This window comes from Paenibacillus eucommiae (genome assembly GCF_017874215.1).
GTDB lineage: Bacteria > Bacillota > Bacilli > Paenibacillales > NBRC-103111 > Paenibacillus_AI > Paenibacillus_AI eucommiae.
The window spans coordinates 17920-43602 of the sequence record NZ_JAGGLB010000047.1; the positions used below are offsets into that span (position 1 = coordinate 17920).

The window sequence follows — 25683 nt, forward strand, 5'->3', positions numbered from 1 at the left end:
TCTCTCCCTTCATAGTCACAATGCAGTATAACCGCCATCTACCATCAGATCAGCTCCGGTAATAAAGGTTGCGTCATCGGATGCCAGGAATGCCACTGCTGCTGCCACTTCTTCCGGCCGTCCTTGTCTTCCGAGGATATGAAGTCCTGAAACTCTTTCATTCTCCAACTGGACATCAAGTCCGAATTTCATGCAGTAACTATCAAACGCTTTCGTCCAAATATATCCGGGACAAACCGTATTGACCCGAATTGAATAAGGTGCCAAGTCAATGGCCCAGCACTTGGTAAGCCCTCTAATTGCAAATTTTGTTGCATTATAAGTAGCATAATGAGCTTGACCCACATATCCGCTAATGGAAGAAATATTGACAATCGATCCTTGAACTTTTTTGCACAGCAATGGAAGGGCATATTTGGTTATTAAGGAGGTTCCGACAATATTGATATCGGTTATTTGCTTCCATTCCTCTACTGTCGCTTCGACACCTTTGAATACAAATACAGCTGCGTTATTGACTAATATATCCAAGCTGGAGGAATGCTCTTGAATTTTTTTAAAAACCGCTTGGACCTGAATTTCGTCAGAAATATCAATTTGTTCGAAATACACCTTATGATTAGTATGATGTTGAATATTGACAGCAATATCTTTGCCTTCTTCAGCAAGATCCAATATCCAAACAGTTACTCCTTCCACACTTAATCTGCAGGCTATCGCTTCCCCCAGTCCTTGGGCTCCTCCAGTCACAACAGCTACTTTGCCCTGCAATCCTCTCATCGATTATCCTCCTTCGTTAAATAAAAGAACTGAGTATCAATCTTGTTTACGATATGTTTCGGCTTGTCTCCGTTAAACAACCTGTAAATCTCCATGGCTGCAAATTGTTGCAACCGTACAAGAGAATCTTCGGAGTACCACGCACAGTGGCTGGTGATCAAACATTGATTCAGCTTCAACAATGGATGTTGTGGAGAGATTGGTTCCTCTTCCAATACATCAAGTGCAGCACCAGCAATCTGTTGGGTTATTAAAGCTATTTCTAATGCTTCCACAACCACTACTCCACCTCTTGAAGTATTGATCAGGAAGGAAGACTCCTTCATCTTAGACATGTTGGGAAATGCGGAAACCGGAGCGCTTTCTTGCCTTTGCTGGTTTCAAATTTGAGAAACATGAAGATGCCCCTTTCATCTAGAAGTCGAACTACGCCAGTCGATTGTTGCTATCCTTTTCCGATACTCTTCCGGATATTGTCCAAAATGCACTTTAAATACCCGACAGAAATATTTGGATTCCCTAAATCCTACCCTTTCGGAAATTTCATAAATCCGTAGTGCCGGGTCATCCTTCATCAGGCTAATAGCCTTCGTCATACGGAACTCCTTAAGATATTGGATAAAATTCACTCCCGTTTCTTCCTTGAAAATGGAGCAAAAGTATTCTTTGCTAATCTGAAACTGATTCGCTATGCCATCCAAACCAAAATCCTCGAAATAATGATGTTCAATCCATTCTTTAGACAAATCCACGATTCGTTTTCTTCGACTTGTGCCCTGAATGGAGCCGCTTTTCAAGTGCTCGATCAGCTGCAAATTAGCGAGAATCTCTACGCTCCCTCTTTGAGCATCCAGATTTTCTTTGATTTTACCGAGACATCGCATATATGCGATATATTGATCGGCTTGAGCATATGTTCCGTTACACCGTATGAAATCGCTTGTTGGGCATATTTAAAATCTGCATGACCGCTAAAAATGATGGATTTCACCATTGGATACTTTAAAAAAATGGTCTCCATCACCTCTAAGCCAGAAAGAATTGGCATCTGAATATCCAGAAGCAAAATATCGACATCATTTTTGGACAGATAATCAAGTACTTTACGTCCATTATCCACTAATTCCACAACACATAGATCAGTGGATTTCCATATCTGACCTTCTGGATGTTCCGGTACATGTCCAAAAATAGCATTTCCTCTTCGAGATAAACGATTTGTTGATTCTGTCTTTGCGCTATTTCTTAGGATGTCTGACAGGCTCTGTATGGTTTGGCTGACCCGATTCTCTCCACCACTCAATCCCATAGCTAACCAACGGATATTATCCAAAGTGTTATATAGAAAATGAGGGTTGATTTGCGAATAAAGCAGGCGAATTTTAGTATCTTGAAGGATCAGCTTTTTTTGAATACATATTTTTCAGCAGCAGTTCTTTATCCTCGAGAATACTATTAAAGCTTTGAAAAATATAGCCAAGCTCATCCTTTCACAATTGATGGTCGGACCTACGGTGATGAGAATAGTAAAAACTAAGAAAACAATTAATCGTGTTTGGAGAGAGCGATACTTGCTGATCTTCATATGCACCGTCCCCCCCCAAAGAATAATTCGATAATTCAAATAAAATCAATTTAACGGAACACCTCAATAAGATTCATTTATTTAACCCTTAATCGAGCCCAGCATCATCCCTTTTACAAAATACTTTTGCAAGAATGGATAAACCGCCACGATCGGAGTTACCGAAATCACAACAATCGCTAATTTAATAGAATAAGGTGTAACGGTTTGTGCTGCTTTATTGGTACCCAGCATCAAGCCGAATTTACTGATCATGTCAGTTTCATTCATTACTTTCTGAAGTAAGCTCTGCAGCGGGAGCAAGTATTGCTTCTTAACAAAAAACAAACCTGTAAACCAGTCATTCCAATAATTTACGGCGGCGAATAACCCGATCGTTGCATATACCGGCTTTGAGAGAGGTACCATTACACGAATAAAAATATGCATAAAAGAGGCGCCTTCTATTTCCGCAGCTTCCCCCAAAGCCTTCGGGATCGAATCAAAAAAGGTGCGGAAGATAACCATATACCAGAAGCTGTAAATCCCAGGCAGGACGAGCACCCAGAAGGTATCGTATAGATGAAGCTTCAGCATCGTCATATAGAAAGGGATTAACCCCCCGGTAAAAATGAAAGTGATAAAGAAGTAGGTCGAAAACACTCTATATCCCTTAATATTTCTTTTGGTCATAGCATATGCCAATGAGGAGGTGCAGATCAAAGTCAACAATGTGCCAACGATCGTTCGCAGTAAAGATATTTGAAAAGCGGACATAATTCCGTCTTGCATTAATGCTTTCGTAATATTATCGAGTGTAAATTTCCTTGGCCAAAAATACAGTACAGCCCTTAAGGAGTCCATTCCTTCATTGAAGGTATAAACATATACATTATAAAAAGGGTATAGCGTAATCGCGCCAAGTACCAATAAAATGAACGCGTTGATTAACCCTAGCGGTGATATGCGCTTCTTCATGTCCAAGACCTCCACAAACTTATACTTCCTGAGAATTTAAAACACGCTAATATCGCTCTTCTTCTTAATGATCATGTTTGTGATCACTACAAATACCAGGCCAACAACGCTTTGAAACAAGGATACCGCGGTTGCATAACCAATTTGCCCATTCGCAAACCCTTGTTGGATCACATACGTGTCCAGAATATCGGATACATCCATATTACCGGGAGTACGAAGGAGGTATATATGCTCCCACCCGGCTTGGAGCATGGAAGCCAGACTTAGAATAAACAAGACGGACGCTATGGGAACAAGGGAAGGAATCGTGATATGCCAAATCCTGTTTAACTTATTCGCGCCATCCACTTTGGCTGCTTCAAACAATTCAGGGTCAATCCCTGAAATGGCAGCTAAATAAATAATCGCACTCCACCCTGTCATTTTCCATACATAGGAGATAAACATGATCGGATAGAAGTAGGTTGGATCATTCATGAAATAGATGGCTTCTAATCCAAGGGATTCGCGAATTTGATTGAACATCCCGTCAAGAGACAGAAATTGTTGAAAAATCGTTATGGCTACGACCCATGATATGAAATAGGGCAAATAAAAAATCGTTTGGATCACACGTTTAAGATAGCTGTTCCGGATCTCATTAAGCATAATTGCAAAGATAATGGGAATCGGAAAAAACACAATAATTTTATAAAAGCTAATAATCAATGTATTCCGAATAATATTCCAAGAATTGAAATAATCAAAGAATGTTTGGAAATATTTGAACCCAACCCATGGACTGAAAAACATCCCTTTAGAAAACCGATAATCTTGAAATGCAAGTGAAAGCCCTAACATAGGTAAATAATTAAAAATAAAAAAGTAGATTACAGCAGGAATTATTAATAAATAGATTTGGTAATGCTTACCGAAATACGTTACTTTCTTTCCCATTAGCTCCACCCATTCTGTCCGAGTATATTACCGCTTTATTGGCATTTCTTTTCTGCCATTGAAAGCTTTTTACTCGTGTGTTCATCCTGTTCGTACGTCTCAAAAACTCGATGGCGTCTGTCTTGTCTAACTCAATCCAAAAAATTTCACTGCATTCTCTCTTGAAATCTTCATAAATACGGTCTCACTGATTTTTTTGGTATCACGCCAATTGATAAGCGTATCGACCAAATCAACCGGCATATTCTTCGTACAAATATCAGTACCAAAAAATAATCTGTCCTGAAATTCTGTCAGAAACTTCGGACCGTACTCGGGATCACGGGATATCGCGTTGTGAGCCGTATAATCTGAGAGGTCACCATACAAATTCGGATACCTGCGGAACAACTTGGGCACAACACCCTCTTCCTTGATCGGACCGCTAGGTAATCTGCCAACCTGACCACCTTTTATATCAAAAATAATCGCCCTCTCTCCCGGAGTCTCCAAGCGTCCGATTTCCGCCCAAAACACAGGCCCATGTCCGAAGATGATTAAATTCGGAAACCTTTGCAAGGTGTGCTCCAACTGCGGCAAGCCAGGGTCGTCATACAAGCCAAAATCTCCAGTCTTCTGGTCGGAACCGTCAAAGACTACCGGAAGACCTATACGCTCTGCGTGTCGAAATAAATTTTGAACCAAAGGATCCATTAGCTCTGCATTGAGCATAACCTCTCCGAGCCCCTTGCAGCCTTTATCCTTATAATAGGAAAGCACTCGATCAAGCGGAGCTTCTGCTGAATTGGTTAACGCACGCGGATCGATGTTACAGTAAGGAATGAATCTGTCGGGATATTTCTCTGCCATATCCAGAATATCCTCGTTGGCTTGCGGGAAATAAATTTCTGGACTGACAATCGGAAGTAAGACGCCTTTTTCAATCCCCAGCTCGTCATATCGCTGGATTAACTCTTCCGCTGTGCAAAATTGGACTACAAAAGGTACTGGCTTTCTATATGCATGTGCATGAATATCGATAAACATAATACTTCCTCCTTTAAATTTTGGATAACAATCTCTTAATGACAACTGCTGCTTCCGCTCTAGTTGCCTGCGACTGCGGAACGAATGTATTATCGCTTCTGCCATTGATAAGGCCTACACGAACAGCAAGCTCTACATCCTTAATCGCCCATTCGCTTATAGAGTGTGCATCTATAAATGTTATTTTACTGACTGATCCCGTTTCCTTAAATGTCCCCTCCGACACATACCTGCCTGCTCTCATCATCATAACCGTCATTTCTTCTCGAGTAATATCTTGCTCCGGAGCGAAGCTGCTGTCCGTTATTCCCTTAATAATCCCCGCAGAGTATGCGCTGCTTACGACCCCTGCATACCAAGCATCCGGCGGTACATCGGTAAATGGACTTTGAACAGCTGTCCCTTTCAAATTTAATGCCCTAGAAATCATCGCAGCAAATTGTGCCCTTGTCACCTTTGCCTCCGGCACGAAATGATCCTCATCCATACCTTGGATAATCCCCATCAAAGCGAGCTGCTCAATATCTTCTCTAGCCCAGTGTCCAGCCAAATCTCCAAAATTTTTACTGACAGATATACTTTTTCCAACAATAGTTGATGTACTCTTTAATTTATCGGTTACCACCTTCATGGATTCCCACTTCACAGTGGCTTCCCCATGTTTCTTGAGCCTAAAAGTCAAGGTACCGATTGTCATATCCCCGCTATCTCCAGATACATTGCCGATTTTGGTATGAGCAACAATAATTTCGTTCTTTTGGATGATTGGAGATACCGAAAAGCCATCCAGATTAGAATCGACCTTCAATAATTCAAGCTTGTCAGGATCAAAAGAGAACCTGGCCTCATACCCATATAAATCAAGGATGTCTTTCCCGCTCATTGTCAAAGTAACCTCTCCTTCAGCTGATTTATTTACAGCCAGTAAAAAGTTAGGGGCTTTTTCAGCGTTAACCGTTGCGAGGAACAGCTTTGGTAAACAAAGTAAAACGATCATTAACCAAACGATCCGTATACGCATATCTAAGCTCCCTCCTTATCTTCAGACCTTATTCCAAACAGGAGGAAGCCTCCTCCTGTTTGGAAGTCAAGTTCCGTTACTTTTTGAGTTTTTTGGCCAGCGCCACTAAATCTTCGATATCGATTTTACCATCACCATTCAGATCAGCCTGTTTGACTTGCTCCCAATCTGGACTGCTCGTATCTTTGCCGTAATTAGCGGCCATGATGGCCAAATCACCGATCGTTACTTTATTATCATGATTGATGTCACCAGAAATGCCAGCCGTAACTTGAATGTTAACGGAAGACAATGCGGCTGAATATTCAATGCCTTGAGCGTCTGCCAAGATAGCGCTAGTGATCTTAATTTCACCTGTCGTTACTTGCGAAACATGCTTCGATTTAAAGGTGAGTTCCACGATTTCCTCTTGACCCGTGATCTCGTTGCCTGGTCCTGTACTGGCTAAAACAAATTGAATGCTTCCGGCCGGAGTCGTAACAGTCTCAAGCAGGCTGACTCCCGTTTTGAGGGACGTTGCCGAAATGAATTCAACGGCTGTTGGATCATAGGTCGAGGATATATCTTGAGCATATACCGCCGCAGCCACACTGCTTAATCCGTATTTCACCTTGAATGTCTCCCCTGCCGAGATCGAGCTAATGTCAGTCGTTAAAGAAGTTGTATTTCCGAACCCAGTTCCTGCTGTAATATCAGCCAATTTCCAAATTTGCAGCTTTAACGAATAGGTAAAGTCAATCCCGTTAGGAAGCATTTTAATTGTCGAATTGGTGATTAAAACCTCATCACGATAGGTTGTTAAAGATGGATACGCAACGTTTATGACTCCATTCAACGGTTCAACATCAATGAAATTCTCCCATGTCTCCCCTTCATCATTAGAAACCGCCATCGTTAAAGGCCTGCGTTCTTCTGTAGGGGAATTGTTCCAAATAAGCAGCAACGGCCCTATACCATTATCCGGTATTCTTTTAATCATGTAAGGGGCATACGGGGATTGCAAATCTGTTTCTATTGGATCCCCCCAAGTTATTCCCCCATCTTCCGAGTACGCTTTGTAAATATGACCCAGCGTTGTCCGAATCAACATCATCACTCGATGATCCTTGAGCTCAACCAATACCGGCTCAGCAGGGTAGCCTTCTGTCAGATTGACAAAATCCCCGAATTCCCAGGTCTCTCCCTCGTCATCTGAATAAATGGTGAAAGCACCTACCTTGCCCGGAATAGCTTCTGTATTCCCTCCTAGAGGAAGAATAATTCTGCCTGAGCTCAAGATAACAGCACGGTCATTAGCAGTTACTTGATAACCGGCATAGGGTGTCATATTGAGTGGAGCGCTCCAAGTTCTTCCTTCGTCAAAAGAACGTATCATATGCAACGAGATGTGTTCGAAATCGTCTAGCCAGGCGAAAAACAATGCAAGAGCACCTGATTTAAGTCTGACGATTCCTTGATTCGTCACATTTCCTTGTGCGATGTTTTCTTGGATAATAAAACGATCCCCCCAGGTTCTCCCGCCATCTTTGGAAATCTTACCTACAACGTGACCCGAGGCGTCATCAAAAACATCGCTGATTTCGTCATAAGTTAGCAGTAATTCGTTATTTTTCAATTCGATAATTGCACCGTTTCTTGCCATTTTAAAAGCTGTATTTTCGTTTGCCTCAACAACCGTTGTTTCGAAAACTGGATTGACTGCTCTGTTCACATCTGTATAAGCGCTAGCTTGTAATGATATAAAAAATGACATCACCATCGTTATCATAACTACAAAACTGATTTTCCTCATTGACTTAACCTCCCATATTTTTGTTTTTGCTTTCAACATAAATTTATATGTGCGCTATCAATAATGCCCTGAAGAAACAAGATATACGGATGGATCCTTATCATATTCCTGCTGAAGGAATTGGATGTAATCTTGATAACCACTTTTGTGTAACGTCTCCCGATAGCCTTCTAATATATCCCTTGCCCCTTTTTCGGTCTTAACCAAATAACTTTGCGCCAATATGTCTTTCAACTGCTGCAGAACTGGCAACAATTTATCTTTCTCCGGGTAGTTCGTCATTAATCCGCTGATATCTAGTTGATTCTTCACTACCGTATTCGGCATCGTTTGACTCACGTATTCGGCGATTTTATCAGCCACTATGGGATTACTTTGATAATAGGGATCCCTCATGGTTCCTCCGTATATATCATAAGCTGAATCAAATCCGGTTATTAATGCAGGTACCGGCAGATTTCCACCAGCTCCATATTTGGTATAAAACGCATCTGAATCCGCAAGAAGTTCCTTATAGGCTTCATCTGTCATCTGAGCAAACCCTTTATCGTTAAAGAACCATTGCTTATCCTTTTCCCCATAATTTATTATTGCTCTTCCTTCTTTGGAATTAATCCAGTTCAATAACTTAACAGCGGCTTCTGCATTCGCTTTCTTGGAGACCCCAATAACGAGATACGCCTCCATTCCCATGTTGACCACCTGATCCGATGAACCCGTATAGTCTTTCATCGGTGATAAAGCAGCATAGACCATTTCGGGATGAGGATCGGTCAAGGCTTTCATCACAGCTTCGTTACCAGGCGCGACAGATACGGCTTGAAAAGGCATAATGGCATTGCGACCCTGTGAGACTTTCTCGGAGCCAATCTGGTAGGAATGAGCGAATGATTCCTGATCAATTAGTCCTTCATTCACTAATTTACGTACGAATAATATTTGCTCCCAAATTTGATCAGACTCGATAAAGCTCTTTATCTTTCCATCGATCAAAGTGAATCCACTCTTCCCATAATCAAACCCTCTGAATAGCTGATACAAATTTTGGCCCCATGCCCCGATCATGCCTATCGGATATACAGGCTTTCCATTCACATCTTTAAAGTTACCCTCTTTGATCAATTTAGCTAAATGGTATAAATCTTCAGGTGTTTGAATCGACTTCGTATCCACATTTAATGCTTTGGCAATATCGCCTCGCAGGTATAAACCCCAACCATTCAAGCCTGGTTCTGTTGTAGAATAATAGGCAGGAAGCAGATATAACTTCTCGTTGAAATCTGGATTAAAGATACCCTGCCTAGTATAAAGTGGCATCCTCTCGGGCTTCATTGTTTCATTCAGAATCGGTGCGTCACCATTCTTAATGAAGTCGGTTAGATCAGCCAGCATGCCTTCCTTTGCAGCTTTAGTAATGATATCCATGTTCTGTGGAGCGGAAGCGCTGGCAGTGACAGCAAAGATATCTGGTAAATTATTGGCTGCCACATCGGCTATAAAATCCTGTTCGACATTCTGGGAGCCCCTGATTTTCACAGTAATGTTTAATTGCTCCTTGATCGCTTTCCCAACGGCCGTCTGATCAAAGTTATCCATCGTGTCTGCTGGTACGTGGTAGGTGCCAAACGTCAATGTCGCCGGTTCTGGTGCTTTGCTTCCCCCAGGTGTAGCCGTTGTCGTCTGTGTTTCTTCTACCTCATTGTTTTTGCGTGTTGTACAAGCGGATACCGTGCTGACTATCAGAGCTGTAATCAAAAAAAATGCAATCCACTTCTTCCTAATCATTTAACGTAATTCCTCCCTTTATAAACTGTTTTCAATAACTTCTTGCTAATAAAAGCACCTTATATTTAAGCGCTTTCAATATTTTAATGATATCATCGGTTCAATACAAGGTTCCATACCAATATCTTAAGATTTGGTGGATATTATTAAAGATCGCTAGCGTTGCATAAATTAAAAATGAATCCCTATTACAACAAAAAATGCCATTAATCCCCAACTTAACGACAATGGATGAAGAGCATTGTCATTTCAAGTCGAGGAATTCTGGCATATAATCGGGATCACTTGGGTTTTCAGGAATAAAGCCTACATGAGTAATCAAACCATATTTCCGGACTTTCCTTGAATAGCCTAACCACTCTCAGTCACCGATTCTTTAATTGTCTCAATCACACAATGGGTCCCACCAATCTCATGGCTAAAGCTCTTTAAAGAAGAATGATTAAGTACGATGATATTACCCCAACTTCTTTAAAGGCACTCATGATATCCTCTTTGGCAACATTCATGGAAGCTCTCCCCCAGCGACAAGCAAAGCTCTTACGTTCAAGCAGTTAAGCACCTTCTCCTGCAGACTCCCCGTCGTATAAAAATAATGGTTGGTTGCTTCATAGCCGATCCGTGAGTCGAGGCGCATTATTTCGTATAATGCTTTGGCGGTGTCAATCTCTCGATCAACGATCGTCAGCAGTTTTTCGCGCAGCTCCTTCTTTACGTGTTGACTGCGTGCCTTGGCCAGCCGGTCGCGTAGGATGACGAAAGTAATTTGCAAATATGTACTATAGAAATGATGGAAAGCACCTTGCGCCGCGTGTTGTAATAGGTTAAATTCGGAACGTTGCCCCGGGGTAATGTACCTTTCCGCTTTCGCAATCAGCTCCAGACCTTTTTTCCATCCAAGTGAAAGCTTCTTGAACTGGGTAGCAAACTTGTCTGACGGATAAATACTGCGCCATCTTTGCAAATCATCGTAAGGAAATCCGATCATCGTTGATTTATATCCGGTTGGCTGCAAATACAATAAGTTTGACGGACCGTAATTTTGCGGCGCAATGTATACTACCCCACATTCGAAAGGAAATTCGGTAAAGGCGCGGCTGAAAGCAGTCGATGCGTCGGCGATTGCATCCCCAGCCTGAGTGCCGAATTTCCCGTGCAACAAGGTGCGGATTCTGGATTCCGGCTGACCGTCGTTCTCCCAATAATATTCACTCACCAGCTCCAAATTGGGGGACGGGTATCCTCCAAGCGTCCAACTTAACTGCAACCCGGAGACACCCGACTCCATTAATCCTTCGATATGCTTCTGCACGAGATCGAAAACGGGCAGGAACGGTACCGCCGCGCATTCCCACGTATTGTTGAACTGAACTTTGGCCATCGCTTTCAAACCCCGCTCATGAGCGACCTTCCAAGTATTACGGGACAATTCGCTCGGACCCACATTCGAGATCGAATAATCTACGATAATTCCTGGAATTTCTGCGACATTCGTCGCCATCTGATGCTCGCTCGTACACATAACGCTGATGCCATCAGGCAGCAGTTTAATTCCATTCATCACATCGTCTTCAGACCAACCATATCCGGGAGCCCACCCCCACGTCCAACAGATGATACGTGCTTCCGGACTGACACTATGTGCGCCCTCGGTGACAACCCGAACCACTTCAGCGATCACTTCGTGAGCTTCCCTATCGCTACAACGCTGACAGTTCGTCTTGCCTTGTGACCCTGAATAACAATTCGTCAAATTTTCCGACATCGTTATCATAAAGATGCCGCCAAGTCCCGGTACATCTCGGAACAATCGCGCTGTTCCTTCTCGTAAATATTGCTGGATATCCGGATGCGAAGTGCATAATGTGGCGTATTCCCCTACGACGTGACCCCTCCACTCAGGATGTCTCTCGAAGAAGGGTAGCGGCATCGTACGAGGCTCGTTGTAATAAAGATAGATGCGAATACCATAGTCGGCGGCCCGATCAACAAGCTTGCGCAAGCCTCCCATTCGTATATCGCAGCCGTGCGACAGTTCGGGCGCCTCCTCCCACTGCACAAGGTTGTACATCACACTCTGCAGCCAAACACCGTTGACGCCCAATTCGGACAACCTCTCCAGTAAATCATCGGGATATGGATTTAGGTCAGGATCGATAAACGGATCACCAAAGACAGCAAAGTATGAATAAACATAGCGCAGGTCGACTTTGGTCGTCCGTTTGCTGCTTCCCGCCTGCAGAATCGGCCCTTTAGCCCGTAACATTTGCCGCGCAATATACTGCAATCCGCGCAATAGGCCGACCTCGTCCACCGCCTTTATATCAATGCCGTCCGGTCCAATGTGAACTTCATGGCTTTCCGCGAGCAATTCGGCGTTCGGTGCAAGCTCCAGCCGAATACACTGCTCTTCGGCTAACGCCTGCCATCCTTGCCCCCCAAATGTATGAGCTTCACCCGTCGTCAGAGGTATCCCCCAGCGCTCCAGATGTCGTTTCGCGAAGCGCTCAGCAAACTTCATCACCCACTTAGTACCATGCGGATAGACAACCGTCCAGCGTTGGTCAATAACGATTACGTCTTCATCCGAAGCTGCTGAATAAGAAGAATTCGCTACTTCACTCTCAGTCCATTCAAACGTATCATCGGAAAAAGCAAACTGATTCATAAAGGAAAATGGTCGTTCCGCGCTGCCCCTACTTCTATCCTTCAATGGAAAATGTGCGTGGAGATGCTCCTTCAACTCCCGTGTCCGACGTTGTTCATTAGATGTGAGTGGGCGATATTTCACAGGCTCCGACAACGGTTTCAAGCTGCCCAATTTAATCCATAAAAAGTCGTCTTCCTTCAGCGCAAACTCTAGCTGCTCCTCTGTCCAACCGAGCAGGACGAGTAACTGCTCGTAAGGAAGCAAATGCCAGTTGAAGCGAATAATCGTAATAAACCCGCGTTGCAGCCAAATGGGGTCGATATCCGGCGAATCTGCAAGCCCCATCTCTTCCGCAAGCTCAATCACCTGCTCACTGCTGGCTCCAATCACCTTGGCGATTCTATCAGGGGAGACAAGCCCCCAATTTCGCCATACAACAGCCTGAAAGCGTGTCGGGAAATGTGGAAACTCAAGCGCTTTCTTATCCTTGCTGGTTTCAAATTCGACGTACATGAAAAAGCCCCCTCCATCTATGAATAAAACTATCCCCGTCCAAGTATAAACGCCTATCGCCACCCTCGGGTATGGCAACACAACGTTTTTATCGAGACTTCAGATGCGTATATAGACACAGAATAATCTACAATATCATTACCAAAAAATAACCTGTCCTGAAATTCTGTCAGAAACACACTTTTATTCAAGCGTTTTCATAGTTTTAATGATAGCACCGGTCAAGTACAAGGTTCCATACCAAAAGCTTAAGATTTGGTGGATAATTTTAAAGAAAAGTAAAAAAAGTCTCACCGAAATTAGATGGCTTTTCGTCCACATCAGGTCCGCATTTACAAAGTCACTTGTTAAGAGTACAATTATTAAACATATATACTACCCAAAAAGATACCATTATTATAGATCGAGTCCTGGAGGAGGTTTATCATGGCCGGCAATAAAGAAAACCGTATTTATAACTGCGAAAAAGAGCTAACGCTCTCTGTGATTGGCGGTAAATGGAAGATGATTATATTGTGGCACTTAGGTAAAGAAGGCACTAAACGCTTCGGAGAATTAAAATCGCTAATTCCCGATATCACTCAGAAAATGTTAGTTAATCAGCTCCGCGAACTGGAGGAAGACCTGATTATTGATCGGAAAGTGTACCCTGTCGTCCCTCCTAAGGTTGAATATTCTTTAACGGAATATGGGGTCAGCCTGATTCCTGTTCTGGATTTAATGTATGACTGGGGCAAAAAATACATGGAAACAGCTGCCATCAAGCAAGTAAAAATCAGAAGCATTGATTTATGAGATGAGAAAAACGTCTTGTGGCGTCCTTTGAGGTGCGTGTTCCTGACGCTAGTGCGGGGGGAGGGAAGGGCTGTGGGCTCCAGCCGCTGTTAAAGATGTGTTTCCTTGATTGGACTAGGCAGGTAGAAACACATCTTTAAATGCGGACGCTATCGCTCTTCCACCCACAGCCCTTCCCTCTTTCTAGCTACAATCGCACGAACACCAAGCTCAAACCGACAGCCAGCAAGAGTTTTTCTCTTGGTTAGATGAGATTTCCTAGTAGAACCAGTCGCTGGGGATGAAGTGCGGGCGCAGCTGAGCAGGATCTGCTACTTTAACGATGTTTTTCATCGTTAAAAGCAACAGCTCCTCTCCTCATACATACTTTAACGATGAAAAACATCGTTAAGTGACATGAGAAGGCCTCCCCCTCTTCGTACTCGATCACTGAAGCACTGAGATCCTATTAAATCCCTATCCCTTGTTCCGCCTTGTTTTCCCGGGCTGCAGACAAGGGATTTTTTTGTTTTTTTTTGGGCTATGCCCCCTTCAGAATACAGTCACTACTAGGTGACTAAGGTGCTTATAAAGTAACTTACTCACTTATTCTATAGTATAAAAAAGGTGACTATTTCACATTAAAGTGCCTACTTCCCTTTTGGAAAGTTAGGCTTTAGGATAAGGGGGTAGCACAAACGATAACGAGGAGTGGTTCAGATGAAATTGCAATTGGCATTGGATCTTGTGAACATAGAGGAAGCCAAACAGGTGGTAAATGAAGTACAAGCTTACATCGATATTATCGAAATAGGTACGCCAGTAGTGATCAACGAAGGACTTCGTGCAGTTAAAGAATTAAAGGAAGCCTTCCCTTCCCTGCTCGTTCTCGCCGATTTGAAAATCATGGATGCAGGTGCCTACGAAGTCATGAAAGCTTCTGAAGCCGGTGCCGATATCATCACCGTTCTGGGCGCAACAGATGACGCAACCATCCAAGGTGCCGTAGCAGAAGCTAAAAAACAAGGCAAAAGCATTCTGGTCGATATGATCAACGTAAAAAATATTGCGCAAAGAGCCAGAGAAATAGATGCGCTTGGCGTTGATTACATTTGTGTTCATACGGGCTATGATCTTCAAGCCGCAGGACAAAGCTCTTTTGAGGATCTCAAAATCATTAAAGCTGTAGTAAAAAATGCTAAAACAGCTATTGCAGGCGGCATTAAATTGGCGACACTGCCAGAAGTCATCCAGGCTAAACCGGATCTGATCATCGTTGGGGGCGGCATCACTGGTCAAGCAGATAAGCCAGCCACTGCAGCCGAAATGAGAAAACTAATTGCAGCGGGGTAAGCATCATGGCGCATACAACAGATTACGCTTCTGATATTATAAAAGAGCTGCAGCAGAGCATTTCGCTCATCGCGGCAGCGGAATCCGATCTTCTGGTTGAAGCCATTCAAAAAGCAGGAAAAATATTCGTTGCCGGAGCAGGCCGGTCAGGGCTTATGAGTAAAGCATTTACAATGCGGCTTATGCAAATGGGGCTGAACGCATATGTAGTAGGTGAAACCGTCACTCCCGGACTCGATCAGGAAGATCTGCTAATCATTTCATCAGGATCTGGTGAAACCAAGGGTTTGGTTTCGATGGCTGAGAAAACCCGCCAGATCGGTGGTGTCCTAGCAGCGGTCACTCTTGCACCTGAATCAACGATTGGAAAATTAGCGGACGTTATTGTTAAGCTGCCTGGTTCGTCCAAAAGCCAATCTGAAGGCGGATTTACTACCAGTCAACCCATGGCCTCTCTTTTCGAGCAGACTCTGCTGGTGTTCTATGACGCAATCATCTTGAAGCTGATGGAACATAAGGGACTAGACTCCAACACCATGTATAGTAGACACGCCAATTTGGAATAGTGCCCTGGATAATAATACTGATAATACTGATGTGATTGATGTGCTTGATGTGCTTGATGTGACTGATGTGCTTGATGTGACTGATGTGACTGATGTGCTTGATGTGCTTGATGTGATCGCCGAGACTGCTAAGAATGCTAAGACTACGAACACTGCAATTACTGCGAAAACTGCTGCCAACGGCGGACGGTATGCCGAATCATCGGAGCCTTCTTTTACACCCAACACCAAAAAGCCAGCATGCGTATAGATGAACGCACTCTGGCTTTTAATGTCTTTAATTCAATTCAATTTTGCTAATGATTTTTTGGCCGGCCCCTCCATAACATCTCCATCAAATGTAAATCTGGAGCCATGGCAAGGACAATCCCAGCTTCGATCTCCATCATTCCATTCAACCTCACAGCCCATATGTGTACATGTCGTATCAACTAGATGCAGCTTGCCCTGGTCATCCTTGTAAGCACCCGCTCTTTTTCCATTTACAGTAACAACTGAGCCTTCTCCCGGCTCTAAATCTTCAGGCTTTCTATGAACAATTTCCAGTTTTCCTGCAATAAGATGCTTGGCCACATCTGCATTCTGCACAACAAAGTTCTTTACATCTGGAGTCAGATCAAACCGGGAAGGTGTATAAAGCTCGTGATAGGGATTGTCGTTTCCAAGGATCAAATCTCTTAACAGCAGCGCGGCAGCCGTCCCCGTACTCATCCCCCATTTCCGGTATCCTGTTGCCACATACATGTTCGGTTTGAGCGAGGAAATCTGGCCAATGTATGGAATTTTATCTAAAGTAGTCAAGTCTTGAGCCGACCAGCGATAAGCAATTTCTTGGATACCAAACGTATCCTCTGCGAAAGCTTGCAGCGCTTCATAGTGCTGTATGGTACATATGCCTTGCCCTGTTTTATGGTTTTGGCCGCCAATAAGGATCAGATTTTCGCCGCTGCTCGTAGTCGTGTAACGAATCGATCGCTTCGGATCCTCAGCACTTAAGTACATACCACCCGGATACTGCTTATCGCTTTTTATTCCAAGCACATAAGACCTTTGCGCATGCAATCTTGAAAAGTAAAACCCCATCCCATCATAAAAAGGAAAGTGTGAACACGAAATCATGTTTTCGCATGAAATTTCAAAGCCATCTTGCGTAATCACTTTGGAAGAGGGAGCTTCCTCCATCGTTTTGGCTGTTGTGTTCTCGTAAATAACTCCTCCCTCGTCCACAATCTTTTGGACCAGCACAGCTAAATATTGCAGGGGGTGAAACTGTGCTTGCTTTTTCATTTCGATTGCTGCCTTAATTGGCAGCGGAATAGCGATCCGGGTCACATACTCCCCATTAATTCCAAGCTTCTGATAGGCAGCAAACTCATCATTGATTTTTTTCATAGACGATTCGGTGTTAGTGTAAACATAAGCATCTTGCTCGCTAAATCCGCATTCGATCTTGTGCTCGTCTACCGTTTGTTTTATAAAATTCAGAGCATCCATATTGGCTTGATAGTAGAGCTTAGCTTGTTCTTGGCCGATCTGTTTAATTAACTCATCGTAAATGATATCGTGCTGCGCAGTTATTTTAGCTGTAGTGTGGCCGGTTGTGCCGTTGAGTATATTTCCTGCTTCTAACAATGCAACCTTTACGCCTGCCTTGGCTAATAAGTAAGCAGTCGTAATGCCAGAAATCCCCCCACCTACAACTGCAGTGTCCACAGTAATATGCTGATCAAGCTTAGGGAAAGAGGGGAGATTGGTTGATGCTCTCCAGTAAGGTTCTGGAAACTGTGGCAATTCTTTTTTGGGGACGTTGGTCTCGATCATTATTTTCCTCCAGGGATATGTCTTTCTAGTAATTTCCCCATTCCCATGAAAATAATGTATTTCGAACCCATCTGGGCGGATGCGCATATGGTATACAAATCAATTTGCGGGGGGTAACGCGCGTGGCAAATGAATTTGTACTTCGATCCTTGGACGAAATTCGCTTTTGGTCCAGAATCATGAAAGAACATTCCTTATTTTTGAGATTGGGTTTTCGCTGTGAGGATACTCAATTGATTCATGAAGCCAACTATTTTTATCATCTGTTTGAAGGCATCGAACAAAAATCACATACTTTCCCTGTAGATACAGATCCTTCAGTGATCCATCGCTTTAATGTGGAAGTCCATACGGCCGTTTCCCATATCTGGGTATTTAAAAGAAAAATATTGGGATTAATACTTTCCTGCAAGCTGCCAGGACAAAACAATTTCCCGCTTCTTGTTGACCATGTTAGCCGCGAAGCTAATTATTTCAGGAACCGCTTGGAAGAACTGAATCAAGGCAAGCTTGAACCTTTGCAGGATGCCATTATCGATGAAAATGTATTTTTCTTAAAAATCATGGCCGACCACGCCAAATTCATTGGCCATCTTCTCGATCCGTCCGAACGTAAGCTTGTTGATCAGGCACGGGAATTCAGCAACGATTTTGATCAACTCTTGTTTCAAGCAACGGATCTAAGCTCTATGCGGCCACAATCCCAAACCCAACCTCTTTTAAGCCAGTTCCTTGACCAGAACAAAGTTTCTGTAACATCATTGCGAGACTTTAAGCAGACTGCCAGGGATTTAATCGAGCAATGCAGAATAAAAAGCATCATTCATCCTTTGTTGGCCGATCATGTGTTTAGAGAAGCCAACAGATTTTTGGAAATTATCGATATGTTTGAAAATCATTTGACTGGTGCATGCCAACCTATGATTTTGAGCCACTAGCTATGAGAAAAATGCCTTGCGGCGTCCTTTGATGAGCGTGTTCTTGATGTGGGTGCGTTGCGGAGGGAATGGCTGTGGGTTCCAGCCGCTGTTAAAGATTTGTTCCCTTGAATGAAATGGATATGGAGGTAAGAACAAATCTTTAAAGGCGGACGCTTCCGCTCTTCCGCCCACAGCCATTCCCTCTCTTTAGCTACATTCGCACGAATCACACGAACACCTAGCTCAAACGGACTGCCAGCAAGGGTTCTTCTCTCGATTGGAGGAGATTTCCTAGCTGGCGCAGCGCTAGGAATGAATAGCACGCAGCTGAGAAGGATCTGCTACTCTAACGATGAAAAACATCGCCCATGTGCATCGCACGCTCAAAAGGACTGCCCATAGAGGCTGCTTCCTGAAGGAAGGGGATAGTGGCGATATACTTCCTATATGACTTTATGATTTGTTGGTCATCCGGTTTGCAGAACGGGAGCTCCATCTTTCACTATAATGCTGATAGAACCAAATAGACAAAGTCAACCAGGTTCCACTGACCAAATATCCTCCGAGAACATCGCTTGGGTAATGAACACCTAAGTATATACGGCTTAAACCAATTGCTATAATCATGACCGTACTGAGCAGGACCAGACTAATCCGCTTGAAGGAAGTCGAAAGATGCCTCCACAGGAGAAAAGCAAAAATGCCATACATAGAAAAAGCTGCCATCGAGTGACCGCTGGGAAAGCTGAAACCAGATGCATCAATGATACGGTGGAGATCAGGTCGTGCTCGATGAAATAAAATTTTAAGCCATACATTCAACAATGCCGAGCCTGCTATGACTCCTACAAACAAAATCAATTCTTTCCGATGCTTCAACACTTTGTAAAGAAATATCACCATCAGGAGAGCCAAAAATGAGATGACCCCACCCGAACCAATTATGGTAAAACCCATCATCATTTGTGTCATCAACGGAGATTCAAAGTTTTGTACAAAATCGGTAACTACCTTATCAAAGCCGACAATGGTTTGACTACTGATGGAAAGGGCTATGAAACCAAAACCTGCGGCAAAAATAAGGCTTATGATAAAAGCATGAATTAGCTGTAATTTAAGCTTCGTTTGAATACATATACCCCCTTTTGGGATTCATCCTTTTTTTGTAAGTATTCCAAATATATCTATTTTCATGCAATTCCCGCTTCTATTTAGGCTATTAAATAGCTTTAGTACAGCCTTACCTTTTGAGAAAAAACAACCAGAATACGGCAGCAAGAATACACTCAATAGCAGCGCAGGCGTACATGCTATCATAACATGAATCAGATTCAAACTGCCTGTTTTTTTTATTAACTATCGATTTGGGTCTTCAGTCAATAAATCAAAGATCCTTCTCCAATTCAGCATGGGAACTTATAACTTTGTCATCATTCCATAATTTACCCGTATTATTGGTATTTCAATTTCTGCTAGAATAATAGAGTCCCATAAAACAGAGGAGGTAACTAATGAAAAAAGTTATTCTTACAGCAGCTTTAGCAGCAAGTTACTTATTCAGCGGAATCGCTTCGGCAGAACAATCCAATCCCTACATAGCTACAGACTCAGATACATTTTGGACCATTTCCCAAAAATTAAATATCAATCTTGCCGATCTTATTGCAGCTAATCCTCAAGTTAACCCGAATAATATTTACAAGGGTGTCGTTATTAAGCTTCCTAATTCTATATCACAACAAAAGAGCTGGGAGGCAAAAGCTGATGCCATCATAGCAACGGGCATGAAAGAACTTGGAACACCTTATGTTTTTGGTGGAGATACGCCTGGCGTTGCTTTTGATTGCTCTGGATTCGTCCAATATGCATTTAATCAAAACGGATTTAATCTGCTTCACTCTGCAGCACTAATAAGTCAAATGGGAACATCAGTAAGTGCAAACGACCTTCGCAAAGGAGACCTTGTCTTTCTGCAAGGAACCTACACAAGCGGTGTCTCTCATGTAGCTATTTATCTTGGAGATAATAAGATTCTTCAAGCAGGTACAATGGGAACAAGAGAAGTAAAAATAAGCACTCTATTTGGTACACCATACTATGATTCTCACTATTGGGGTGCTCGTCGCCTCATTAATTAATTCAAAGTGACAACGAACCAACCCTTCCCATTTTTTAATGGAAAGGGTTGGTTCGCATTTTATGTAATACATGTAGACTGTTAGTGATGTCTTAACAAGACGCTATCGCTCCTCCACATTTCCTAGTGAGTGAAGGCGCTGTGGATGAATAGCTGCTACTTTACCCATGTTTTTCATCGTTATAAGCATTAGGTCCGCTCCACATCCTTACTTTAAAGATGAAAAACATGGGTAAATACTTAAATGAAGCACACGCTCTTTTCGGCGGAGGGCGGGCTGCTTCTTGGTATGTTCTTTCCTCTTTTATGCTTTATCACTATAAGGATCGGTTTCAATTCGGCCAAATTCAACTCTTGAAGGTAAGTTTAGATGAGCGCCTTTTTGAACAGCATCATTGATATCCGGCACATGCTTGAGCGTGAGTACCATGCCAGAGAGGATCTGCGAAATGACCTTCCGCCGCTCATTTTGCTCTTGCTCCCCTTGCTTCCACTCCTTAAGCAGCTTGAGAACAGCCTGTTCTCCCTCCGTATTACCTCCATTTTCAGCATTGTTCAGGCTTCCTTCCAATCCTTGCAGTACTGGTTCAAGCATAGATTCCATCATAGGCTCCACTGCTTCTACCTGAGCATTCTGTTCGCTAAGCTGCCCCATAAGTGCCTCAAGCTCAGGCAGCAGCTTTACTGACCAATGCAGTCTAGTACTCTTACGCAACGCAAGCTCAAGCTTTTCCTCCACCAGACTTACGCTATAATAACGCATAGCTTTCAGCTCACCTGTGTAAGTCAGCAGACCTTGTGCTATTAATTCCCGTACCCGATATTCAATAAACGTATCACTGATTCTTTGCTCGGAGTGCCCAATCACTTCACCAATTAAGCGCGCAGACTTTAAGTATTTACCGTTCTTAGCCTCTAGATCATGGGCAGCCTCAACAATCTTCTCATCAAAATAATCTTCCTGCACGCTCCGCAGCTCCCCAGCCTCCAGGACACGGAGTGTCCCGCCTTCTTCTATAAGCCGCTTCCAATCGGCCGTGTAGGCATTACGTATGTCCGCTTGCAGAGGCTTTGCTTCCTCGAGCAGTGGAGCCAGTTTCTCTGGAGGTATTTCCCCAGTGCACTGATACCAGATCTCTCTAACTCTTTCATGCAAAATGGAGGTGGCATTCACAAGAGAAACAGCTGCAGTTTGCGGTAATACCGCCAACAAACGGCGCAATCCCACCTGTTCAGCGGTCGAATCACCAGCCCAAATGACAATCGGAAGCTCCTGCAACCGAACTGGCCACAGGCGCCACGCGAAAGCTGCTTTTAGCAAATACTCCATGATATCGTCCTGCTCACGACCATTGATGCACTTCTGCCACCATTGCAGCCGCCGCGACCACCCTTCTGGATCACCTTCTGACTGAAGCGGACCAACCATAAGGTCATCATTCAGGCATACCACCTTCTCACCAGGAAATCCACGGAATACGATCCGAAGCGAGCCGCTTGTTGAATCATCAAAGGCGATATGTACCCGGGATATACCACCTTGCGGATACACCGATTCTTCCACATACCGCTCATTACCGAGCTCCCATTCCTGATCGAACTGCTGCAGAAACAGCTTCATAAACTGATGTCTTTCATCCGCCAGCACACGGGCTGCTTCTGTATTCATCAAGAGCTTCAGCTTTAATAGCTTTTCGTAAAAATGATTGACAGCTGTACTGCGCCCTTTACGGTACTGCTCATGGGTGAGCTCCTCCCGCGGAAGCAGCTCAGGATCATAAATCAGCTGCCCCTTTGACCCTGAATACGCAAAAGTACGGGCGATACCCAGAGCACCCAGCGCGTCTAAGCGGTCAGCGTCCTGCACGATCCGCCCCTCCAGCGTTGCCATCGGCTGCCCGGCTCCGCCTCCAAAGGACATTGTGGAAACAATGTCCCTGATATGCTCCCGCCCAGCTTCATCCACACCAGCATGTTCAAGCCATTGAACAACCTTTGCCAACCCTGCTTCCTTGCTCTCATTCAGCTTCTCGTCAGCAATATCATGCAGCAGTGCAGCAAGCTCGCATATGTACATATCAGCCTGCTCCACTTCAGCAAGCAATTTGGCAGTCCGCGTCACACGGACAATATGCCACCAATCATGGCCGCTGCTGTCGCCGGCAAGCTCTTTTTTCACATAAATTCTTGCATCATTTAGTATATTCTCACGATCAGTCACAGGTCTCTATCTCCTCTTAAACACGTTTCAAGGACAAGCATTCATTCTATTATACCTTGAACCTATCAATCAATAACTTCAGTTCCTCAGACATGACTGTCAGCGCTTTTGCTGAAGATGCTACATCATTCATATTGGTTTGCTGCCTGCTTGAGCTTAAAGCCACACCTTTGAAATGCTCCGCGGCCTGCCTTGTAATCCGCTCCATTTCATCCACTGAGGCAGCAGCTTCCTCTGCTCCTGCCGTTACCTGTTCCGTAGCTGCAGAAACCCCCTGCACCTGAACGTTTACCTGTTTCAATCCGTTCACTATCGTGCCGAAAGCTTCCCCTGCTGTCTTTACGGTCAGCAAGCCCTGTCTAACCTCGGAAGAGCTGCCTGCCATACTTCGCGAGAGTGCTTCCATTTGTTGCAAAATCGTTTCAATCAGCTCGGATATGCGGGAGGATGAAATGTGCGACTGCGTGGACAGCTTCCTCACCTCTTCGGCAACAACTGCAAAGCCGCGGCCGTTTTCCCCTGCTCGCGCCGCTTCAATAGCAGCATTCAAGGCGAGCAGATTCGTCTGTCCGGCAACATCCGTCATCATAGAAGCAATCTCCACGATTTCCCCGGAGCGCACCTGCAAATGCTGAGCTGCCTCTACCATCTGCTGCGAGGAAGCATAGAGAGCTTCCATCTGAATCGTGGCCTGTCCAATGGCGCTGTTTCCATGCTCAGCCTCTTCCGTCGTCGCTTGCGACACTTCAGCTGCAATCGACGAGGATTCTGCGATTCTTTGCATTGCAGTCGTCATTTCCTCCATCGCTTTGGTCATATCGGCGGTGCGGATGACTTGCTGGTCAGCTCCTTGCGAAACTTCTTTAATGCTTGCCGTTATCGCGGCGCTCGCATCGGCAGTTCCTACGGAATTGTCCAACACCTCAGCCGCAGCCGTCTGCAATTGCTGTGCACTTTTGCCAATTCCCTGAATGACGATCCTCGTATCGGTAACAAGCTGCTGGAAGGATTCCGCCAAACGGCCTATTTCATCCTTGCGCTTAATGTCGATCGCAACGGTCAAGTCTCCTGATCTGACCTTCGCAACCTCACCGGTCAGCTTAATTAGCGGCTTTGCCAAGTATCTGGCTAAGAGGAACACCAGCAGTAAACTGACGGCAAGAATAGCTGCTGACACTGCAAGCAGTGTGCTGCGGTTTTTGTCCATCATCGTATAAATGCCGCTCGCGTCAAAATCAGCTCCAACAACGCCAAGCAGATTGCCATCCTTGTCCTTGAACGGAACATAGGCTGACAAAGTCGCACCATACTCATCTTTTGACAAATCGCCCGTCTGTGGCTCGCCAGTAGCAAATGCGTCCATCATTCCTTGATAGCCATTTGTTTCCGCCTCACCAAGCTTGGAGAAATCACCTTCCTCAGCATCCTCAGGCGCCCCGTCCACTACATAATAGTAAGTTTTAACTCCGGCATTTTCCTTGATTCCCAGCGTATATAAATATTTTAATCCATTGGTTTGACGCAGATTATTTAGTTCAGTACGAAGCTTCCAATAATATGGCGTCTCTTCCGAATCCTCGTTAAGTGCTGCGTAAGATTCAAATTGTATCAGCTCAATCGCACGTTCCGCTACCGCATTTGCCTGCATGCCTATTGATGTCTCTACCAATCCTTTGGAATTCAGATAAATACTTAACCCCAGCACCGAACCAGCCAAAACCAATAAAGCCGAGAAAAACAATACAATCCGCGTTTGCAGGCTATTCAAAACAGACTCCCTCTTTCTGTGTATAGGCTACAACTATTTTACAAGAAGAGAGACTTTTTTCCTATTAAAATTTGCATAAGACCCTTTTACTGCTTCTTCTCCTACTTCTCACTTTCCACCTGTTCCTGTTCCTGCTCCTTTTTCAGTGCAATCTTCAGATCATCCCTATTACTGTGCTTCCACAAAGGTACACCTGAACGGTAAGCAGCTCTTGCATTTAAATGCCCGGCTACCGGAGAAGTGATAAATACAAATACAATACCCAGCAGTAATTTTACACTGACATGTTCCAAATCAAGCATAAAGTATAGAAATACACCGAATAAAATGCAAAGAACGCCGAGTGTCGCGCTTTTAGAAGCCGCATGAGACCGCAGGTAAACGTCTGGCAGCCGAATCAGTCCGAATGCGCTGAGTGCGCTAAGCAAGGCGCCAATTAGAATAAGTATGCCAATCGAAATCTCACCGATCATCCGGATCGTCTCCATGCTCAATCACCACACCCCTTTCCAAATATCTCGCAAACGCAGTCGTGCCTATAAAAGTAAGAATGCCAATCAGCAAAATGGTATCAAAATATGCCTGGGTGCGCAGCAGAGCGCATAGTATGGCCACCATAGCAAGCAGATTAATGCCAAGGGTGTCCAGCGCCAAAATTCGGTCCGGCATCGAGGGTCCTCTCAAAATCCGATATAGACATCCAAGCACAGCCAACGACAAAATAACGAGCGACACCATCAAAATCGTGTTCATCATGATCTTGTCACCTCCATAATCGCCCGCTCAAAAGTACCTTTAATTTGCTTGGATAGCTGCTCCACATCCTGAATATCCATCGCATGAATGTATAAAGTTCGCTGATCATTAGAAACTTCAAGTGTCAAGGTCCCGGGTGTCAAGGTGATGAGGCAGGCAAGCAATGTCACTTCCCAGTCAGTTTCCAGTTCCGTTTGATAAGCGAATATGCCTGGGCGTACAAGCAAGCGAGGCCGAATGATTTGTCTAACGACAGCGATCGTCGAAACCACCAGCTCTTTCAGAAATAGAACCAGCAGCTTGAAAATAGCCCAAATTT

General features: G+C 44.1%; 23 protein-coding genes and 1 pseudogene. 6 read left to right on the plus strand and 18 right to left on the minus strand.

Annotated features, from left to right (window positions below; all coding sequences use genetic code 11):
* Positions 1 to 15: 15 nt before the first annotated feature.
* From J2Z66_RS38215 to J2Z66_RS38265, 11 genes are all read right to left on the minus strand, one after another.
* Positions 16 to 780, minus strand: coding sequence for an SDR family NAD(P)-dependent oxidoreductase (locus J2Z66_RS38215; RefSeq protein WP_209978578.1), 765 nt, complete (start codon positions 778 to 780; stop codon positions 16 to 18).
* Positions 777 to 1115: an NAD(P)-dependent oxidoreductase gene (locus J2Z66_RS38220; protein WP_209978580.1), complete on the minus strand. Its 339-nt coding sequence runs from the start codon at positions 1113 to 1115 to the stop codon at positions 777 to 779. The genes J2Z66_RS38215 and J2Z66_RS38220 overlap by 4 nt, the downstream gene beginning before the upstream one ends.
* A gap of 75 nt (positions 1116 to 1190) precedes the next feature.
* A complete protein-coding gene (locus J2Z66_RS38225; protein WP_209978582.1) occupies positions 1191 to 1595 on the minus strand; it encodes a helix-turn-helix transcriptional regulator in 405 nt (134 codons plus the stop codon).
* A 14-nt stretch (positions 1596 to 1609) separates the two neighbouring features.
* Positions 1610 to 2200, minus strand: coding sequence for a response regulator (locus tag J2Z66_RS38230; RefSeq protein ID WP_312894995.1), 591 nt, complete (start codon positions 2198 to 2200; stop codon positions 1610 to 1612).
* A 246-nt stretch (positions 2201 to 2446) separates the two neighbouring features.
* Entirely contained in the window at positions 2447 to 3322 is an 876-nt protein-coding gene (locus J2Z66_RS38235) for a carbohydrate ABC transporter permease (RefSeq protein ID WP_209978585.1), read from the minus strand.
* A 36-nt stretch (positions 3323 to 3358) separates the two neighbouring features.
* Positions 3359 to 4261 carry an ABC transporter permease gene (locus J2Z66_RS38240; protein ID WP_209978587.1) on the minus strand — a complete coding sequence of 301 codons (903 nt, stop codon included), beginning with the start codon at positions 4259 to 4261 and terminating at the stop codon, positions 3359 to 3361.
* A gap of 126 nt (positions 4262 to 4387) precedes the next feature.
* Positions 4388 to 5287: an amidohydrolase family protein gene (locus J2Z66_RS38245; RefSeq protein ID WP_209978590.1), complete on the minus strand. Its 900-nt coding sequence runs from the start codon at positions 5285 to 5287 to the stop codon at positions 4388 to 4390.
* 13 nt (positions 5288 to 5300) lie between these two features.
* On the minus strand, positions 5301 to 6308 hold the full coding sequence (locus J2Z66_RS38250) for an S-layer homology domain-containing protein (RefSeq protein WP_209978592.1): 1008 nt from the start codon (positions 6306 to 6308) through the stop codon (positions 5301 to 5303).
* A 76-nt stretch (positions 6309 to 6384) separates the two neighbouring features.
* Positions 6385 to 8100, minus strand: a complete 1716-nt coding sequence (locus tag J2Z66_RS38255) for an exo-alpha-sialidase (RefSeq protein WP_209978595.1) — start codon at positions 8098 to 8100, stop codon at positions 6385 to 6387.
* Positions 8101 to 8157: 57 nt separating this feature from the next.
* The gene (locus J2Z66_RS38260; protein WP_209978597.1) at positions 8158 to 9885 is read right to left on the minus strand and encodes a type 2 periplasmic-binding domain-containing protein; all 1728 of its coding nucleotides are present in this window, start codon (positions 9883 to 9885) and stop codon (positions 8158 to 8160) included.
* Positions 9886 to 10390: 505 nt separating this feature from the next.
* Entirely contained in the window at positions 10391 to 13048 is a 2658-nt protein-coding gene (locus J2Z66_RS38265; RefSeq protein WP_209978599.1) for a beta-N-acetylhexosaminidase family protein, read from the minus strand.
* 426 nt (positions 13049 to 13474) lie between these two features.
* Here J2Z66_RS38265 and J2Z66_RS38270 point away from each other — a divergent pair, with 426 nt between their 5' ends.
* The 4 genes from J2Z66_RS38270 to J2Z66_RS38285 all read left to right on the plus strand — a co-directional run bounded on the left by J2Z66_RS38270 (position 13475) and on the right by J2Z66_RS38285 (position 15991).
* Positions 13475 to 13843 (plus strand): winged helix-turn-helix transcriptional regulator, encoded by a 369-nt coding sequence (locus tag J2Z66_RS38270; protein ID WP_209978601.1) that lies wholly within the window; start codon positions 13475 to 13477, stop codon positions 13841 to 13843.
* 699 nt (positions 13844 to 14542) lie between these two features.
* Positions 14543 to 15175: a 3-hexulose-6-phosphate synthase gene (gene hxlA, locus J2Z66_RS38275; RefSeq protein ID WP_209978603.1), complete on the plus strand. Its 633-nt coding sequence runs from the start codon at positions 14543 to 14545 to the stop codon at positions 15173 to 15175.
* A 5-nt stretch (positions 15176 to 15180) separates the two neighbouring features.
* Positions 15181 to 15741 (plus strand): 6-phospho-3-hexuloisomerase, encoded by a 561-nt coding sequence (gene hxlB / locus J2Z66_RS38280; RefSeq protein ID WP_209978605.1) that lies wholly within the window; start codon positions 15181 to 15183, stop codon positions 15739 to 15741.
* A gap of 49 nt (positions 15742 to 15790) precedes the next feature.
* Positions 15791 to 15991, plus strand: a complete 201-nt coding sequence (locus tag J2Z66_RS38285; protein ID WP_209978606.1) for a hypothetical protein — start codon at positions 15791 to 15793, stop codon at positions 15989 to 15991.
* A 32-nt stretch (positions 15992 to 16023) separates the two neighbouring features.
* Here J2Z66_RS38285 and J2Z66_RS38290 read toward each other — a convergent pair whose 3' ends face one another.
* Positions 16024 to 17562 carry an FAD-dependent oxidoreductase gene (locus tag J2Z66_RS38290; protein ID WP_209978608.1) on the minus strand — a complete coding sequence of 513 codons (1539 nt, stop codon included), beginning with the start codon at positions 17560 to 17562 and terminating at the stop codon, positions 16024 to 16026.
* 122 nt (positions 17563 to 17684) lie between these two features.
* Here J2Z66_RS38290 and J2Z66_RS38295 point away from each other — a divergent pair, with 122 nt between their 5' ends.
* Positions 17685 to 18500, plus strand: coding sequence for a DUF2935 domain-containing protein (locus J2Z66_RS38295; protein ID WP_209978610.1), 816 nt, complete (start codon positions 17685 to 17687; stop codon positions 18498 to 18500).
* Positions 18501 to 18935: 435 nt separating this feature from the next.
* Here the strand turns inward: J2Z66_RS38295 and J2Z66_RS38300 are convergent, their stop codons facing one another.
* Positions 18936 to 19445, minus strand: a complete 510-nt coding sequence (locus J2Z66_RS38300; RefSeq protein WP_245376156.1) for a phosphatase PAP2 family protein — start codon at positions 19443 to 19445, stop codon at positions 18936 to 18938.
* A 548-nt stretch (positions 19446 to 19993) separates the two neighbouring features.
* On the opposite strand from J2Z66_RS38300, the gene J2Z66_RS38305 reads away from it, so the two are divergent.
* Positions 19994 to 20620, plus strand: coding sequence for a C40 family peptidase (locus tag J2Z66_RS38305; protein WP_209978612.1), 627 nt, complete (start codon positions 19994 to 19996; stop codon positions 20618 to 20620).
* Between the two features lie 303 nt (positions 20621 to 20923).
* On the opposite strand, the gene J2Z66_RS38310 is transcribed toward J2Z66_RS38305, so the two are convergent.
* The 5 genes and pseudogenes from J2Z66_RS38310 to J2Z66_RS38330 form a co-directional block, all read right to left on the minus strand.
* Positions 20924 to 22840: a DUF3658 domain-containing protein gene (locus J2Z66_RS38310; RefSeq protein WP_209978614.1), complete on the minus strand. Its 1917-nt coding sequence runs from the start codon at positions 22838 to 22840 to the stop codon at positions 20924 to 20926.
* A 49-nt stretch (positions 22841 to 22889) separates the two neighbouring features.
* Positions 22890 to 24608, minus strand: coding sequence for a methyl-accepting chemotaxis protein (locus tag J2Z66_RS38315; RefSeq protein ID WP_209978616.1), 1719 nt, complete (start codon positions 24606 to 24608; stop codon positions 22890 to 22892).
* A 101-nt stretch (positions 24609 to 24709) separates the two neighbouring features.
* A complete protein-coding gene (mnhG, locus tag J2Z66_RS38320) occupies positions 24710 to 25096 on the minus strand; it encodes a monovalent cation/H(+) antiporter subunit G (protein ID WP_245376161.1) in 387 nt (128 codons plus the stop codon).
* On the minus strand, positions 25071 to 25364 hold the full coding sequence (locus J2Z66_RS38325; RefSeq protein WP_209978618.1) for a Na(+)/H(+) antiporter subunit F1: 294 nt from the start codon (positions 25362 to 25364) through the stop codon (positions 25071 to 25073). Before J2Z66_RS38325 ends, mnhG begins: the two co-directional genes overlap by 26 nt.
* Positions 25361 to 25672 (minus strand): annotated as a pseudogene (locus tag J2Z66_RS38330) (Na+/H+ antiporter subunit E); the annotation flags it as partial. The gene J2Z66_RS38325 and the pseudogene J2Z66_RS38330, both read right to left, overlap by 4 nt.
* Positions 25673 to 25683 lie beyond the last annotated feature (11 nt).

Bases quoted from the DNA above. Each gene is read 5' to 3' on its own strand.
- J2Z66_RS38215 (WP_209978578.1), bottom strand. From the start codon at position 780: ATGAGAGGATTGCAGGGCAAAGTAGCTGTTGTGACTGGAGGAGCCCAA.
- J2Z66_RS38220 (WP_209978580.1), bottom strand. From the start codon at position 1,115: ATGTCTAAGATGAAGGAGTCTTCCTTCCTGATCAATACTTCAAGAGGT.
- J2Z66_RS38235 (WP_209978585.1), bottom strand. From the start codon at position 3,322: ATGAAGAAGCGCATATCACCGCTAGGGTTAATCAACGCGTTCATTTTA.
- J2Z66_RS38240 (WP_209978587.1), bottom strand. From the start codon at position 4,261: ATGGGAAAGAAAGTAACGTATTTCGGTAAGCATTACCAAATCTATTTA.
- J2Z66_RS38245 (WP_209978590.1), bottom strand. From the start codon at position 5,287: ATGTTTATCGATATTCATGCACATGCATATAGAAAGCCAGTACCTTTT.
- J2Z66_RS38250 (WP_209978592.1), bottom strand. From the start codon at position 6,308: ATGCGTATACGGATCGTTTGGTTAATGATCGTTTTACTTTGTTTACCA.
- J2Z66_RS38255 (WP_209978595.1), bottom strand. From the start codon at position 8,100: ATGAGGAAAATCAGTTTTGTAGTTATGATAACGATGGTGATGTCATTT.
- J2Z66_RS38260 (WP_209978597.1), bottom strand. From the start codon at position 9,885: ATGATTAGGAAGAAGTGGATTGCATTTTTTTTGATTACAGCTCTGATA.
- J2Z66_RS38265 (WP_209978599.1), bottom strand. From the start codon at position 13,048: ATGTACGTCGAATTTGAAACCAGCAAGGATAAGAAAGCGCTTGAGTTT.
- J2Z66_RS38270 (WP_209978601.1), top strand. From the start codon at position 13,475: ATGGCCGGCAATAAAGAAAACCGTATTTATAACTGCGAAAAAGAGCTA.
- hxlA (WP_209978603.1), top strand. From the start codon at position 14,543: ATGAAATTGCAATTGGCATTGGATCTTGTGAACATAGAGGAAGCCAAA.
- hxlB (WP_209978605.1), top strand. From the start codon at position 15,181: ATGGCGCATACAACAGATTACGCTTCTGATATTATAAAAGAGCTGCAG.
- J2Z66_RS38290 (WP_209978608.1), bottom strand. From the start codon at position 17,562: ATGATCGAGACCAACGTCCCCAAAAAAGAATTGCCACAGTTTCCAGAA.
- J2Z66_RS38300 (WP_245376156.1), bottom strand. From the start codon at position 19,445: ATGATGATGGGTTTTACCATAATTGGTTCGGGTGGGGTCATCTCATTT.
- J2Z66_RS38305 (WP_209978612.1), top strand. From the start codon at position 19,994: ATGAAAAAAGTTATTCTTACAGCAGCTTTAGCAGCAAGTTACTTATTC.
- mnhG (WP_245376161.1), bottom strand. From the start codon at position 25,096: ATGGAGACGATCCGGATGATCGGTGAGATTTCGATTGGCATACTTATT.
- J2Z66_RS38325 (WP_209978618.1), bottom strand. From the start codon at position 25,364: ATGATGAACACGATTTTGATGGTGTCGCTCGTTATTTTGTCGTTGGCT.